The sequence below is a fragment of the Achromobacter sp. F4_2707 genome (assembly GCF_047501535.1).
Lineage (GTDB): Bacteria > Pseudomonadota > Gammaproteobacteria > Burkholderiales > Burkholderiaceae_B > Yanghanlia.
Genome location: NZ_JAZDRJ010000009.1, coordinates 89384 through 104146 on the forward strand (window position 1 = coordinate 89384; position 14763 = coordinate 104146).

Here is a 14763-nt window from a genome sequence, read left to right on the forward strand (position 1 = left end):
AGCGTGGAGCATAAGCTGCGAGCCGATGGCCAAGAACCGGATAGAAGGCACTGCCGAGCAGAGCGAGCGGGCAAAACACCGTGAAGCTCTCGTGATCAAGGCGCGGTGGTGTAGATCCGGCGGTCGAGCAGTGAAACTGTAAGGGGAAACCCTTGTCGCCCGACTTTACTGGCCGGCCAGGGCTTGGATCAACTGCCCCATTGTGTCGTAGCCTTCTTGGAACAGTCTTTCCAGGAAGGGGCTGATCTGGGGGAGTACCACGGTGAGAATGGTCAGACCCACTGTCAGGCTGATAGGGAAGCCAACAGCAAACACGGACAATTGCTGGGCAGTGCGGTTCAGAATGCCCAACGACAGGTTGATGGTCAGCAATACGACCATCACGGGCAGGGCGAGCAGCAGGCCGGAAACCACGATTTGCCTGCTCCATTCCATTAGTACCCCCCAGCCGTTGACATCAAGTTCGGTAATGGTAATGGGCAGCACTTCAAATGTACGAACCAGGCCGCCTATCATTAGCAGATGGCCGTTCATGGTCAGAAAGGTCAGCAGGGCGACGGTGTTCAGAATTCGTGCCAGTACCGCTGTGTTGCTGCCCGTGGCGGGGTCAAAGAACGAGGCGAAAGCCAGACCCATTTGCAAGCCGACAAATTCGCCGGCGGTCTGGACGGCGGCGAAAATGATACGCATGGTGAGCCCGAGCGCAAGGCCAATCAGAATCTGCTGGCCAAGAATCCATAATGCACTCCACGAGGCAGTGGAAAGCGACGGCATGGGCCCAAGAGTTGGCGCCACAATTAAGGTCAGCATGACCGACAGGCCCACCTTTACCCGGGCGGGAATGGCGGATTCGCTCAGCAGCGGGGCAGAGCCCACCATGGCGGCAATGCGGGCAAACGGCCAGATAAAGAGATTGATCCAGGCGTAAAGCTGGTCGATGGTGACGGAAATCACGCGGGCTTACTGAACCAGTTGTGGAATCATCCCTATCAGTGACTGAATATAGTCCACCATAGTGGTGATCAGCCACGGCCCTAAAAGTGCCAGCGCAGCCCCGCCGGCCAGCAGTTTGGGTACGAAGGCCAGTGTCATTTCGTTGATCTGGGTGGCCGCCTGAAAAATACTGATGACCAGGCCGACGATGAGAACGGAAAGCAGCAGGGGGGCGGCCATCTTCAACGCTACCAGCATGGCCTGGTAGATCAGGGACATGACAGTCATGGAGGTCATGGAGGTCTCCTAAAGATAGAAGCTGCGAGCCAGTGAGCCCAGCAGCAGGTGCCACCCATCAGCCAACACGAACAACATCAATTTGAAGGGCAGGGAAATCGTGACGGGAGGCACCATCATCATACCCAAGGACATCAGTACGCTGGCAACAACCAAGTCGATGATGAGAAAGGGAATGAAAATGGTAAAGCCGATCTGGAAAGCAGTTTTGAGTTCGCTGGTTACGAAAGCGGGGATGAGCACCCGTAAAGGTACCTCGTCGGGCGAGGCGAGGGCGGGGAGTTCTGCCATATTGGCAAACATCAGCAAGTCAGCTTCGCGGGTTTGCTCAAGCATAAACGTACGCATGGGCCCGCTGCCCAGTTCCAAGGCTTGTTGGAAGTTGATGCTGCCGTCGCTCAAGGGCCGGTAGGCGATGTCATAGACCTGATCGAACACCGGCGACATGGCATAAAAAGTCAGGAATAGGGCCAGCCCAATAAGTACGGAGTTGGGCGGCGATGTATTGGTGCCCATGGCGGTGCGCAGCAGGCTCAGCACGATGATGATGCGCGTGAAGCCCGTCATCATCAACAGCATGGCGGGCAAGAAAGACAGCGTGGTCATCAGGACCAGCGTCTCGACATTGAAAGACCATGTCTGGCCGCCGTCTGGGCCGGGCGTGGAGGTCAGGGCGGGAAAAGTCGCTTGCGCCGTTGCAAGCCCGGGCAGGACAAGAAGCAGCGCCAGTAGAAAACCGGGGAAAAGCAGGCGATTCATGTTGGGGTCAGCGCCGTTTCAGCGCGCGGGCGAGGGCGGCGGTAAAGCCAGGCGAGGGGCTGGAAGGGCCTGTGGTCGGGTCGGTCTCTGTTGCGCCGGGCGGCAGTGTATGCAGCAAGTTGATCTGCTGGCTGGTTACGCCCAGCACCAGGCGGGCGTCCTCGACCTCGACGATAGCGACCCAGGCGCGATTGCCCAGGCTGTGCGAGGCAAGCAGCCGCAGCGTTTGGTTACCTCCGCCGCTACGCCCCAGCCCGCTGCGACGTACTGCCCATGCGCCTGCCAGTATCACCATAAGGATGAATACTAGTGTGACGATGACGCGCAGTACGTCGGCTTCGCTCATGGTTTAACGCCGGTTGCGCAGGCGGTTGATGCGATCTGCGGGCGTGATGATGTCGGTGACCCGGATGCCGTATTTTTCGTCCACGACCACGACTTCGCCCTGAGCGATGAGATAGCCGTTAACGAAGATATCCATGGGTTCGCCCGCCAAGCCGTCAAGCTCGACTACAGAGCCCTGGCCCAGTTGCAGGATGTTGCGGATGGTCAGCCGGGTGCGGCCCAGTTCCACCGAAAGCTGGACGGGAATGTCCATAATCATTTCGATGTCGCTGTCGGTATCAGCCGGAGTATCCACCAGCGGTTTGAAGAGGTCCTTGGCTGCGGATGTGGCAGTCGCTTCGACCGTAGCTTCTTCCTTTGCAGGTGATTCTGCACTGGTGGCCGCCTGTTGAGCCGTTTCGGCTGCGGTTTGTTCAGCCAGGGCTGCAGCCCAATCGTCTGCAGCCTCGGCCAGGCCTTCAGCCTGGTTCGACTGATGCGTGCCCGCGGCCTGTTCGGCCATCGCCGCTGCCCAGTCGATTTCGTCGTCGGAAGCGTCGTCCTTGGATGGGTCTTGGGTGGGATCAGTCATTTTTTTCTTTACGTACAGTCGTATAGGGTTGAGACAAGGTCAGCATCTTCTGCACCCGTATCGCCATTTTTCCATTGTAGGTGCCGTAATTGCCTTCAAGCACGGGCACACCGCCTACGTGGGCGGTGACAGTTTCAGGAATGTCGATAGGCAGAAGGTCATTGACTTGCAGGCGCATGAGTTCGCCCACGGTCATGTTGATTTGCGCAAACTCAGCGGCCAGTTGCACTTCGGCTGCCCGCACTTCGCGTGATAGTTGCTGGGTCCAGCGTTGGTCGATTTCATTGGCGCCGCCTTCTTGGAGAGGGCGAGTCAAAAGATCGCGCAGCGGCTCAATCATGGAATAGGGCAGGCAAATGTTCAACTGCCCGCCGGCTGCACCCAGTTCAATCTGGAAGGTGGAGACCACCACGATTTCGTTGCCGCTGCTGATGCTGGCGAATTTGGTGTGCATTTCCGAACGAATATATTCCGTTTCGATCGGATAGACGTTTTCCCAAGCCGAACAATAGCTTTCCAGGGTGATTTCCAGCAGACGGCCGATAATGCGCTGTTCTGTAGTGGTGAAATCACGCCCTTCGACGCGCGTGTTGTAGCGGCCGTGCCCGCCGAACATGCTGTCGATTACCAGAAACACAAGATTGGGATCGAAGGTGAATAGCGACGCGCCCCGCAAAGGCTTGAGGGCCACCATATTGAGGTTGCTGGGCACCGGCAGGTTACGTTCGAAATCCGTGTACTTCATGATACGCAGGTTGCCGACCGTGATATCGGCATTGCGTCGCATAAAGCTAAGCATGGCCCCGCGCAGGCGCCGCGCGAAACGCTCGTTGATGAGTTCGAGCGTCTGCATGCGGTGACGCACGACACGGTCAGGCGAGCTGAGGTCGTAGGCCCGGACACCCGAGGCGTCGGCCTCTTTCTGTTCAGGGGTTTCGCTTTCGCCTGTGACACCAGCCAGCAGGGCGTCGACTTCGTCTTGCGAAAGAAGGCTTTGGTAGGACATTACTGCACCACAAAGGCCGTAAACAGGACGGCGGAAATTTCCGGGCCGCGTGGCTGCGGTAGATAAGGGCGTTGCAGCAACTGGGTGAGATCTTGTACCAGCTTTTCTCGACCTTCGGGCGTCTGGATGTAACTGGGGTTCTGCACCGAGAGCAGGCGCAGTACGCGATCACGAACTTCAGGCATGTATTCAGTCACCATGGTGCGCGAGTGCTCGTCGACCAGGCGCAGAGTGATGGCCAAGTAGAGAATGCGTGTCGTGCGTTCGTCGTGCAGGGTGACAGTAAACGGCTCCAAAGACGCGAAAATGGGGGCGGGTAAAGGCGCGATGGGAGCTCGCGTTTCGACTGATCCGTCTGCCATGACGGGCCCGAGAACGCCGGATTTCTGCAGGAAGAAATAAGTGCCCGCCACACTGGCGCCCGTGATCAGAACGACGAGCAGCAGCCCGAGAATCAGTTTTCCCAGCTTGTTAGAGCCCGAGCCGGAGGATTTTTTTATTGCGGTTGCCATCGTAAATGCTGAGTTTGTTACGCGAAAGGAAGCCGATTAATTTCAAGTGTGACATTGTGCATCAAGTCAGACTTGAATAGTGGGAAAACGATCAACTGATAGCTTGTTAAGCCCAGAGGACACTGCATGTTGCTAAACAAAGGTATCAACCAGGGCGTTCGGGTTGGAGGGCCGGGCCGGAGTATCGCCAGTGCCGGCAATACCTCCCGCAGCCTCAGCGCTGCCAGAAGCCTGGGCATGTTGGTGGCCTGCCGGGGTCTGGTCTTGGGAGGCCTGGCCGGACGCGTGTTGATCGTTGACGTTTGCCTGCCCCAGAGAAATACCTGCTTGTTCAAGCATGTGCTGCAATTGCGGCAGCGCATTTTCTACGGTCTGCCGCACCAATGCGTGAGGCGAACTGAAAACGGCATGCGCCACGTTATCGTTAAGGTTGATGGTGATGCGCAGCGGGCCGAGTTCTGGCGGGTCGAGACGCAATTCTGCGACTTTACCCAGGTTGTTGGGGGCTTGCGCAATACTGATGAATTGGCGGCCAAGTTCGGCGGGCCATTGCGGGCTGCCAAGCGGGGCACGGATTCCTGCTCCCGGCATGGTTACGGTGGGAGCCTGGCCCGGCTGCATGCCGACAGGCATCATCAAACCGACGGGTACGGACGCAGGTGACAGGGGGGCGGCGCCCGGCACGGTGGTACTGGCGACGATAGGCAATGCCGTGCCGGACGTATCGCGCGCCGCAGCAACCATGGCAGTGAACTCTTGTAGTGATAGCGCAGCAGCGCCCGCATTGACGGTATCGGTAGCGGGGGGCTGAACGTGGGCAGCGACAAGGTTTGCCGCCGACGGCGTGGTCGCTATGGCTGCTTTAGACGGTGCGGCACTTGCGCCATTAAAAATTTGGGCTACCGCGGCCTGAACCGGCGTGGCGGGCAGGGCGGTTGCTGCGGGTTGAGTGCCGGCGGCAACGCGGGGCAGCGCATCGGTGGCGTCGGGCAGGATGTTGGTTTCGGCCTCAAAGCCTGCCAGGGGGATACTGCCGGGGGCAAGCGCAACCTTTTCGGGGGCCGCGAGGCCAGGCATCTGGGCTTGAGGTGCCGAGTGTTCGCTGCTGCCTTGCAGTAGAGGGGCAACGGCGGGATTCTGCATTGCTTGAAGCGCATGGGCACCCGAAAGCCCCGCTTCGGCTGCAGCCTGGGCCAACTGCCCGCTTTCCTGGGTGGCGTTGGGCTGGTCGGCTACCTGCAGGGATGCGTGGCCGCCGGAATTGGAGCCGGAGACCGGGGTGTCGGCAGCTTCGAGTGCACCTGCTTGGGCGCTGCCGCTTGTGGGCTGCTGCGGAGACGCCGAAGTGTTTTCATGCCTTACGGTAGCAGTCGCATTGAAGGAAGCGGAATTGCCGGCATGGCTGGTTTGGTTGCGAGCCTCGGGGCGTTCTGGTGCCTGATTCGAGCGCTGCGGTGTGTGGGCCGTGCGACTGACATTGTTTTGCGAAGGGCGCTGAGACGCGGCAATGGGGCTGCGTTTTTCGCCTAGCAGCCGTGAAAAATCCAGACCATGAGCGGAATCGACCGACTGGCGCAGCTTGGCGGGCTCTGCGCTACCGGTGGGACTGGAAAGAATGCTGATGAGCGTGGGCGTATTCATTCAGGGCCTGTCAATGTTTGCCGTTATCGCGGCGATAAAGATTGGCGGCAATTTCGTCGTTGGCGAGCTGTTCCCGCCTAGCGTTGCGCAAAACCTGTTGCTGCCGCTGGCGTGTCTGCAGGGCCTCGTAGGCACCGAGCCGCTGCTTTTCAGCCTGCCATTGCCGGCGACCGGCTGTCAGTTGCGACTCGGAATGCGCGACTATATTATTTTGCTGCACAATCGCCTCATCCAATGTGTTGAGGAAACGGCGAAAATTCAGGTAGTTCGAGGCGGTTACACCGACTTCGGTGCTTTGCAGCAAGCGCTGGGCGTAATCGAGTCGGTAATTATGCAGCATATCAAGTTGCTGCTGTGCTTTGTCGCGTTCGCTGGCGGCTTTCTGCAGAACTTTAGCGGCTTCGTCTACCGCCTCGCTGGTGACGTCGATAAGCAGGTCAAAAGAAGGCTTTTTCGGCATATCAGCAGGCTACCTCATCTTGGCAAATCGTGCAGGCCCTGGCCTGCAAGGTTGCGTTTTCGGGAAGACTGAAATAGGTTTTCCAGGTGTTCGACGGCTTCTTCATAGCCGACACGCTCATGCATGCCCTGCTGGAGGAAAGCTTCCAGCTGAGGGTGGCGGGCAATAGCTTCGTCGATTTGCGGGTCGTTACCCGCCGTGTAAGCCCCTATGGCGATGAGGTCGCGGTTGCGTTGGTAACGCGACATCATTTGTTTGAAGCGATGTACCAGCGCGATATGTTCCGTTGTAACTATCGACGACATCACACGAGAAATCGAGGCCTCGATATCAATGGCAGGGTAATGGCCGGATTCCGCCAGGGTGCGCGACAGCACAATATGTCCGTCGAGAATCGCCCGCGCGGCATCGGCAATCGGGTCTTGCTGGTCGTCGCCTTCGGTAAGTACGGTGTAGAAGGCAGTAATTGAGCCTGCCGGCTTGTCGCCCATCGGCGCGCCGTTGCCGGCTCGTTCAACCAGGGCGGGCAGCTTGGCAAAGACAGAGGGCGGGTACCCTTTGGTTGCCGGCGGCTCGCCGATTGCCAGCGCGATTTCGCGCTGAGCCATGGCGTAGCGGGTCAGGGAGTCCATGATAAGCAGCACATGCTTGCCTTGTTCGCGAAAGTGCTCGGCCAGGCGTGTGGCATAGACGGAAGCCTGTAAGCGCAGCAGCGGTGAGACATCGGCGGGGGCGGCCACTACGACAGCACGCCGCAGGCCTTCCGGCCCGAGGTTGTGCTCAATGAATTCCTTGACTTCACGGCCCCGTTCGCCGATCAGGCCGACCACAATGACATCAGCAGAGGTGTAGCGAGCCATCATGCCCAGCAGCACACTCTTACCAACGCCTGACCCGGCGAACAGCCCCATGCGCTGGCCCCGGCCCACCGTCAGCAGGGCGTTGATGGCACGCACGCCGACATCAAGTACGGTATCGACCGGCGCGCGGGCCAAGGGGTTGATGTGCTGTGCGGCCAGCGATGCGGGTTGGATGTTTTCAAATAGCCCTAGGTCGTCCAGCGGGCGCCCGGCGCCATCAAGAACGCGACCCAGCAGGCCGTCTCCCACGGGCAAATGTTGCGACAGAACTGGTGGAGGACCGGGGTTTTCGCTACGGTGGCGCGGCAGAGTCAGGCGGCTTTGTACGGAGGGCTCAATCGGCACAACGCGGGCGCCCGGTGGCAAACCGGTGATGTCTGTCTGCGGCATCAAGTAAAGCGTGTTGTCGTGAAAGCCCACGACTTCAGCATTGGCCCAATGACGCCCACCCGGCGACATTTCTATTTTGCAGGCGGCTCCAACAGCCAGCCGCAGCCCTGTGGCTTCCAGCACTAAGCCGGTGGCGCGTGTGATACGGCCGCTGACATGCCATGATTCGACCGCTGCGACGCGCTGCTCTGCCGATTCAAGCAGGGCAGCCCAGCGCTCACCGGCGGTAATGAGGAGTTGCGGGCGATCCGACATGGCGTAAAACCTCAGCCTTGCGCGCCCAGCGTGGAGACAACCCGCTGCCAGCGTGTTTGCAAGGTGGCATCAATATTGCCCAAGGCCGTTTCGGCAATGCATCCGCCCCGATCTATGCTCATGTCGGGCTGCAATCGCCAACGAGTAACCGTGCCATTTTGTTGGAGGTATTCGTTAACCAGCTCAAGATCGGCGGGATTGACACGCAGTTTCAGCATGCCTTGGTGGCTGCCGTCGACCTGGAGTACTTCGCGCACAACATTAAGAATCTGTTCGGGTTCCGCCTTTAGCGTGCTTCGCAGCACTTGCCGGGCAACGCTGACAGCCAGGTTAATGAGCGCCTGGCCCGTTTCTGCTTCGAGATTTTCGATAGCTTGGGCGCACGCGAGCGCAAGTTGCTGAATTCTCTCAGCTTCAGAACGGGCGAGCTCTATGCCTTCTGCCCGACCTTCTGCATAGCCTGCTTCCTTGCCTTCGGCTTGGCCTTGAGCCAGCCCTTCTGCATAGCCTGCTTCGTGTCCCTGTGCATGCCCGGCGGCAAACCCTTCGGCATGGCCGCGTGCCTTAGCCGCTTCGCGCAGTTTCTCGATTTCAGCCAAGACTTCCGCAGGGTCGGGCAAGACGTCGCTAGGGGTACTAGCGTGTTCGGGCTCAATAGGCTCTTCGGCCGGGGCAGGAGAGTCGTTATCAAGGGACTCCATTTCCCAGCGGCGCCAGTGACCGCCCGAGTCGTAGAGAGCGCCTTGTTGGTCAGACATACTCGTCGTTGCCCCCGCGTGAGAGCGTCAGTTGACCAGCCTCGGCCAGTTTGCGGGCGGCGCCCAGAATGTTCTTTTGCTCTTCTTCCACGCGCGACATGCGGATCGGGCCTTGGGCTTCGAGGTCGTCGCGCAGCATATCGGCAGCACGATTGGACATATTCTTGAAAAACTTTTCGCGCAGCTCTTCGGGCGCGCTCTTGAGCGCGATTGTGAGCTGATTGGTGTCGATTTCCTTGAGGATGAGCTGAATGGCGGTGTCTTCGACATCGACCAAGTTCTCGAAGACGAACATTTCATCGACGATACGCTGGGCGAGATCGCTGTCGAGCTCGCGCAGATTGGCCACCACCGATTCTTCTTCGGCCGAGGACATATAGTTGAGGATTTCCGCCGCAGCGCGCACGCCGCCCATTTTGCTGCGCTTGGCCCCCTGGCCGGACAGCACGTTGTTGAGGACTTCGGTAAGTTCCTGCAAAGCTTGTGGCTGGACACCACCGAATGTGGCGATGCGCAGCATGACATCGTTGCGCAGGCGCTCAGGCAGCAAGGCCAACACATCGGAAGCGCGGTCGCGCTCAAGGTGAACCAGGATGGTAGCGATAATCTGCGGGTGCTCGTCAACGATGAGTTCGGCCACGTTCTGGGCGTCCAGCCAGTTGAGGGCGTCGATGCCGCTGGCGCCGTCTGTGCCTTCAAGAATGTCTTCGATGAGACCGGCAGCGCGATCAGAGCCCAAGGCTTTGGTGAGGACCGAACGGATGTAGTCGTCGGAACCCAGGGTGATGGCCATGAACTGATCGGCTTCGGTGCGGAATTCTTCCAGAACCTTATCGACATCGCCGCGGGTGATTTGCTTGAGGCCCGCCATGGCCATGCCGATCTGCTGGACTTCGCGGGCGCTCAGGTATTTGAACACCTCGGCGGCGGCATCCTCGCCCAGAGACATGACGAGAATAGCGCAGCGGTTAAGCGCTTCAGACTGCGCGGGGCTAGTTGACATTTTTCTTCTCCATCCAGGAGCGCAGCACCATGGCTACGGCGCGAGGATCCTTGGTGGCCAGCGTACGGGCTGTGGCCAGGTTTTCCTGGTAGCGGGTCATTTCGCTGGCACGACGCTCGGCGGCTTCCAGGGCAGCGCGGTTCTCTTCGAGCTCCTGCGCTTCCTCTTCGAGCCTTTCCTTGGCTTCTGCCATGTTATCCAGGATGGGACGGCCCAAGCCGCGCCACAGCAATATGGCTGCTGCAATGATGAGAATGTATTTCAGCAACTGTAGAGCGTAATCGATGTAGGCCGGGTTCTCCCAGAAAGGCGGGGCGGCGGGGCCATCGTCGCTGAACAGGCTGTTGACCACGCTGACAGAGTCACCCCGTTCAGCGGTAAAGCCCATGGCCTGTTTGACCAGCGCATCGATCTTCTCGAGTTCTTCTGCGGGCAGGGGTTGAGGCTCGCCATCGACATCACGATAGTTCACAACAACTGCTACAGACAGGCGGCGCAACTGGCCGATTGGGTCTTTAACGTGGCTGATCGTGCGATCAACTTCGTAATTGATGGTGGCATCGTTGCGCGCATTCCCTTGCGGCCCAAGCTGGGCACCACTCAACAGCGTTGCGGCAGGGCTGGCGATGCCCGCAGCGGGCTCGGCGACGCCGGGCGCGGGAATGGCATTTTCGAGTAGCGCGCCGTCAATGGGTTCGCCATCGGGACCAAGCGGCTGCTCCGCGAGATCAGCTTGGTTGATGGGGGCGACGGGTGTGGGCGGCGGTTGATTGGTCAGCGCGCCCGGCACGCCTTCAGCCGGTTGGGCGCCGCCTTGCAATGCGGTGCTGGTCTGTTGGCTGCGTACGGCGGCCTGCCCAGGCAATTGGTTGGGGCGATAGACCTCAGAGGTTTGTTCACGCTGCGAGAAATCGACATCCGCACTGACTTGTGCGCGGACATTTCCGCTACCCACCATGGGGTTGAGCAGAGTCAGAATGCGTTGCACCGTGCGCGTTTCGATTTCGCTGACGAGGTCGCGACGGGTGGCATCACCACTGCCAGACCCTGCGGGGGCGGTAAGCAGACGACCGTTTTGGTCGACCACCGAGACGTTGTCGGCAGCCAGGTTAGGGACGCTGGATGAAACCAGCCAGGCAATGGCGGCCACTTGGGTTTCGCTCAGCATGCGACCCGGATACAAGGTGAGCAGGACGGACGCGGATGGCGGCTGCCGGTCGCGCACAAACAGGGTTTCGCGCGGCAAGGCCAAGTGTACCCGGGCATGTTGAACGGCGTTCAGTGCCTGAATAGAGCTGGCGAGTTCGCCTTCGAGGGCCCGCTGGAAGTTGACTTGTTCGGTGAACTGGCTGGCGCCGAAGCGGGTTTGGTCGATGAGCTCAAAGCCGGCTTCACCGCTGCGCGGCAGGCCTTGTTGAGCCAGTTGCAGTCGGGTTTCGTGGACGCGGTCAGCAGGCACCAGAATGGCAGTGCCGTTTTCCGTGAGTTGATAAGGCACGTTCATCTGCGCCAGGGCGCTGATGATGGCTCCGCCATCGCGATCTTGCAGGTTAGAAAACAGCACCTTGTAATCGGGGCCGCGAAACCACAGGGCGACGATGGCCAGCAGAATAATTGCGGCAGCAAGCGCTCCGAGTTGGACGGAGCGGGAAATGGTGCCTAATTTCTGGAGAGCCGGAAAACGTGCCGTCAGTTCAGCCATACGACTCATTTATGGCCTCGGAAACGGGTAGCGCGGCGCTGGATGGCCCGCTTGTGGCAGTTGATCGGCAAAGTGTACATGCTGCAAAACAGAATGGGGAGAGGCTGTATTATGGCCTGGATGCATTAACGACCATTGACGGAAAAACACGCGTTTTGGGTGCCTTTTATAACGTATGAAACGTTTTGCAAAATGGCGAGGTCGGAACTGCGCCGCACTATACACGACTCTGGGCAGGGTAGACCAATTTTGTAACAAAACATTTAACGCGACTGATTTTACAGTGTTGCGAAGGTTGCGGCGTGCCGCGATTATATGAAAAGCGGGGGAAAATGCCGGTAGATGACAAGCTTGTTGCCCCGTCTTGTCCGGTATATTGGTCACAGTTTGTCTTGATTCGGTAATTCCACCGTTATTTCAGTTGATCTCATGACCATACAGAATCTTGCCGCAATAGAAAACGTGTTGTCTCAGATGCGGAAAGTGGCGCAAGCCGCAGCCAATCTGCCGGCACGCAGCGATATGGTGGCAGAGCAGCAGGGCGGCTTCGCAGCCGAACTACAACGTTCGCTCTCGCGGGTTTCTGAAATGCAGAATACCGCCAACGCTCAAACTCAGGCTTTCCAGGCGGGTTCCCCTGATATCTCTCTGAACGATGTCATGGTCGACATGCAGAAAGCAAGCATCGCTTTCCAGGCCACTTTGCAGGTGCGCAACCGGCTGATCCAAGCCTATCAGGAAATTTCCAGCATGCCTGTATAAGGCGAGAGCAGAAGGTTAGTCGCCCGACGGGGCGGCCGGCTCAGCCGCTGTCTCAACGGGCTGTTCAACGGTTTTTTCTTCCAGGCTGTAGATCCAGGCCAGCAGTTCTGCGATCGCTACATATAGCTGCGGTGGAATTTGCGAATCCAGATCCACCTGCATCAACAGGCCCACCAATTCCGGCGACTCATGCACGTAGAGGTTATTTTCCTGCGCGGTGCGAATAATGATGTCGGCAATGTTCCCATAGCCTTTGGCAACCACGCGGGGCGCGTCATCCTTTGTGTCGTAACGGATAGCGACAGCAGATGAGCGTGCGGCAGAGGTGTTGGGCGATACGGCGGAGGTGTCGTCGGTATCGCTCATGATTGCCTACCGTCTTGTTCGCTTTCGCGCGAGATAGTGAGTTGGCTGAGTTGCAGCCCGTGCAGGCCCAGCCTTTCACGCAGCACACTGGTGTGGTCGGCCATCAGGCCGGCAGCGTCGGGTGCGGCCAAATGCATGGCCAGTTGGGTGTTTGCTAACGATAGCCGGGCCACGACTTCCCCCAAACCAGGTAGGTTGAGTTTAAGGCGGGTGGACCATTGGTCCATTTCTTCACTGCCTTCCCGAGGCTCGCGCCGCTGCACTTCCCATTCGAGATCGCCACCCGGCCAAGCCTCGCCTTGCCAAGCGAAGGCCTGATTGGCCAGGCTTTCGAGTTGTTGGCGTACCAGTGCATGGGTGGAAGGGTCCATGCCTAGCAGGGCGCCGCTTAGTTGTGCGACGGCCTGGCTGGCTTGTGCTGCACTCTGAGCTTGAGAGGTTGGGTTTGTGGACTGTGCCTGATTGGTGGCAGTTTCAGCGCCGCCCCTGGATTGGGCAGTGCTGCTTTGCTGAGTCGCTGCTTCCCGTCCTGCCTGGGCTTGGGGTTCTTGCTGTATTTGCGCTAAGGGGCGTTGGCCAAAGGCGAATTCACGCAGGTGAGACTCGTAGAACAGGCCGCTGGTTTGCATGACTTGTGACAATGCGTGCGCGAGCTGGCCGGCCATGCCGCTGGAGGCCGGGGGCGGGCTGCCTGACATAAGGGCTTGAATAAGCGAGCCGGGCCCGGTTGCACTTGCGGGGCCGGCTGAGCCGGAAATAGAAGGCGAGGTGGCTGTGGCAGCGGCCCGCGCCATGTTGGCAGCTGCTTGTGCGGCAGCTTGTCCGCCACCCGCAGCGCGTTGCGCCAGAGCTGCGACAGCCCGAGGGTCAAGGTTTCCCTCCGCGGGGTTGATGGGAGTGGTGCCCGCAGAGGCGCCTGGAGCGACGGCCTGGCCTTGCACCGTTGCGGCACCTTGACCCGGTGCATGGCTGAGTAATGGCGCCCGGCCCGTGACGGCCGGCTGTGTATTGGGAAATAGCTGAAACAGCGCCAGAATGGTTTTTGCTGCTTGCCCCAGGGTGGTAGGCGCGGAAGAGGTGTAGGCCGTCATGGGCGCATTACGCGCCGCCAGTAACCGGGCTATATCAGGATCGTTGCGCGCCAGTGCGGCGAGGCTGCTTTGACGCCCTTGCGTTTGCCGGGAAGCATCTTGTTCTTTTGGGGGCGGGTTCTTGACCGCTTCATTTTTGTCCGGCTGGCCGGGCTGGGTAACGGCATCCGGCCTTGCGCCTGTAGCGATATTGGCTTGTTGGGCGACGTTAACACCCATTGTGCCTTCGACCCGTTGCACCATTAAGGTGCCAAGCGGCGATGGACCGCTAACACTCATGTCTCAGCTCAGGCCAGTGTGCCTGAGTAGGTGCGCAGCACGCGGTGCTGGCGTTTTACGTTGCCCAGCAGGCCGGAGAGGCGCTCCAGTTCAGGCATGGCCAGGCGACGGATGTTGGCATCGTCGTCGAGAATCTGCGTCAGCAGCTTCTTGCGCGCAGCACGCTCTTCAAGCGAGTGCAGATCAAGATTGCGCAAGGCTTCAACGGCTTCGTGATATTGCTCACCCAGCGCAAATACTGCATCCCACCGACTGGCACGTGCTTCGGTCAGCATACGGCTGGAGAGTTGAGCGATGACCTGATAGTGGCTCAGGATGTCGGGTTGAGCGTTCATGAGCGAACCTGTACGGAGGGCTGCTCTGGCTGTGTGTCGCAGGCTTCACGCCAGGCGGAGCTGATTTCTTTAAGTACGTTTTCTGCGAGCGTGAGTTTTTCCTCATCAGCATTCAGGTTGGCCAGCATCAGGTTGTGCAGCACCACTTCGTATGTGGCAACCATGTTGGTGGCGAGTTCGCCGCCCGCTTCCCGGTCGACAGAAGCCTTTAGCCCGGAATCGACAATGTCGATGGCTTTGGAGATGGCCATGCCCCGCTCAGCAATATTGCCTTGCTGCATATGCAGCCGCGCTTTTGCAATAGCCGAAAGGGCACCATCAAACAGCAGTGTGATGAGACGTTCAGGGCTTGCGCTGAGAACCTGTGTTTCAAGGCCTACGCTGGCATACGCGTTTGCAGAATGACGGCGAAGTCCGCGGGGTGGGGCATAAGTCATA

General features: G+C 59.2%; 18 protein-coding genes. 1 reads left to right on the top strand and 17 read right to left on the bottom strand.

Annotated elements, in window-relative coordinates; genetic code table 11:
• Window positions 1-165: 165 nt before the first annotated feature.
• The 13 genes from fliR to fliF all read right to left on the bottom strand — a co-directional run bounded on the left by fliR (window position 166) and on the right by fliF (window position 11501).
• A complete protein-coding gene (gene fliR, locus VRY85_RS10255; RefSeq protein ID WP_414598497.1) occupies window positions 166-954 on the bottom strand; it encodes a flagellar biosynthetic protein FliR in 789 nt (262 codons plus the stop codon).
• A gap of 6 nt (window positions 955-960) precedes the next feature.
• Window positions 961-1230, bottom strand: a complete 270-nt coding sequence (fliQ, locus tag VRY85_RS10260; protein WP_414598498.1) for a flagellar biosynthesis protein FliQ — start codon at window positions 1228-1230, stop codon at window positions 961-963.
• Between the two features lie 9 nt (window positions 1231-1239).
• A complete protein-coding gene (gene fliP, locus VRY85_RS10265) occupies window positions 1240-1989 on the bottom strand; it encodes a flagellar type III secretion system pore protein FliP (protein ID WP_414598499.1) in 750 nt (249 codons plus the stop codon).
• Between the two features lie 7 nt (window positions 1990-1996).
• Window positions 1997-2335, bottom strand: a complete 339-nt coding sequence (gene fliO, locus VRY85_RS10270; protein WP_414598500.1) for a flagellar biosynthetic protein FliO — start codon at window positions 2333-2335, stop codon at window positions 1997-1999.
• A 3-nt stretch (window positions 2336-2338) separates the two neighbouring features.
• The gene (gene fliN / locus VRY85_RS10275; RefSeq protein ID WP_414598501.1) at window positions 2339-2905 is read right to left on the bottom strand and encodes a flagellar motor switch protein FliN; all 567 of its coding nucleotides are present in this window, start codon (window positions 2903-2905) and stop codon (window positions 2339-2341) included.
• Complete coding sequence (gene fliM / locus VRY85_RS10280) at window positions 2898-3911, bottom strand: flagellar motor switch protein FliM (protein ID WP_414598502.1); 1014 nt, start codon at window positions 3909-3911, stop codon at window positions 2898-2900. Before fliM ends, fliN begins: the two co-directional genes overlap by 8 nt.
• Complete coding sequence (locus tag VRY85_RS10285) at window positions 3911-4423, bottom strand: flagellar basal body-associated FliL family protein (protein WP_414598503.1); 513 nt, start codon at window positions 4421-4423, stop codon at window positions 3911-3913. The genes fliM and VRY85_RS10285 overlap by 1 nt, the downstream gene beginning before the upstream one ends.
• A gap of 132 nt (window positions 4424-4555) precedes the next feature.
• The gene (locus tag VRY85_RS10290; protein ID WP_414598504.1) at window positions 4556-6064 is read right to left on the bottom strand and encodes a flagellar hook-length control protein FliK; all 1509 of its coding nucleotides are present in this window, start codon (window positions 6062-6064) and stop codon (window positions 4556-4558) included.
• 10 nt (window positions 6065-6074) lie between these two features.
• Window positions 6075-6524, bottom strand: a complete 450-nt coding sequence (fliJ, locus tag VRY85_RS10295; protein WP_414598505.1) for a flagellar export protein FliJ — start codon at window positions 6522-6524, stop codon at window positions 6075-6077.
• Between the two features lie 14 nt (window positions 6525-6538).
• Window positions 6539-8029, bottom strand: coding sequence for a flagellar protein export ATPase FliI (gene fliI, locus VRY85_RS10300; RefSeq protein WP_414598506.1), 1491 nt, complete (start codon window positions 8027-8029; stop codon window positions 6539-6541).
• A gap of 11 nt (window positions 8030-8040) precedes the next feature.
• Window positions 8041-8787, bottom strand: a complete 747-nt coding sequence (gene fliH / locus VRY85_RS10305; RefSeq protein ID WP_414598507.1) for a flagellar assembly protein FliH — start codon at window positions 8785-8787, stop codon at window positions 8041-8043.
• Window positions 8780-9790: a flagellar motor switch protein FliG gene (gene fliG / locus VRY85_RS10310; RefSeq protein ID WP_414598508.1), complete on the bottom strand. Its 1011-nt coding sequence runs from the start codon at window positions 9788-9790 to the stop codon at window positions 8780-8782. Before fliG ends, fliH begins: the two co-directional genes overlap by 8 nt.
• Window positions 9780-11501, bottom strand: coding sequence for a flagellar basal-body MS-ring/collar protein FliF (fliF, locus tag VRY85_RS10315; RefSeq protein WP_414598509.1), 1722 nt, complete (start codon window positions 11499-11501; stop codon window positions 9780-9782). The genes fliG and fliF overlap by 11 nt, the downstream gene beginning before the upstream one ends.
• 420 nt (window positions 11502-11921) lie before the next feature.
• Here fliF and fliE point away from each other — a divergent pair, with 420 nt between their 5' ends.
• On the top strand, window positions 11922-12254 hold the full coding sequence (fliE, locus tag VRY85_RS10320) for a flagellar hook-basal body complex protein FliE (protein WP_414598510.1): 333 nt from the start codon (window positions 11922-11924) through the stop codon (window positions 12252-12254).
• A 15-nt stretch (window positions 12255-12269) separates the two neighbouring features.
• Here fliE and VRY85_RS10325 read toward each other — a convergent pair whose 3' ends face one another.
• From VRY85_RS10325 to fliS, 4 genes are read right to left on the bottom strand one after another with little or no spacing between them, the layout of a single operon-like run.
• On the bottom strand, window positions 12270-12620 hold the full coding sequence (locus VRY85_RS10325; RefSeq protein ID WP_414598511.1) for an EscU/YscU/HrcU family type III secretion system export apparatus switch protein: 351 nt from the start codon (window positions 12618-12620) through the stop codon (window positions 12270-12272).
• The gene (locus tag VRY85_RS10330; RefSeq protein WP_414598512.1) at window positions 12617-13990 is read right to left on the bottom strand and encodes a flagellar hook-length control protein FliK; all 1374 of its coding nucleotides are present in this window, start codon (window positions 13988-13990) and stop codon (window positions 12617-12619) included. Before VRY85_RS10330 ends, VRY85_RS10325 begins: the two co-directional genes overlap by 4 nt.
• A gap of 8 nt (window positions 13991-13998) precedes the next feature.
• On the bottom strand, window positions 13999-14325 hold the full coding sequence (locus tag VRY85_RS10335; RefSeq protein WP_414598513.1) for a flagellar protein FliT: 327 nt from the start codon (window positions 14323-14325) through the stop codon (window positions 13999-14001).
• The gene (gene fliS, locus VRY85_RS10340; protein ID WP_414598514.1) at window positions 14322-14762 is read right to left on the bottom strand and encodes a flagellar export chaperone FliS; all 441 of its coding nucleotides are present in this window, start codon (window positions 14760-14762) and stop codon (window positions 14322-14324) included. Before fliS ends, VRY85_RS10335 begins: the two co-directional genes overlap by 4 nt.
• Between the last annotated feature and the right edge of the window lies 1 nt (window position 14763).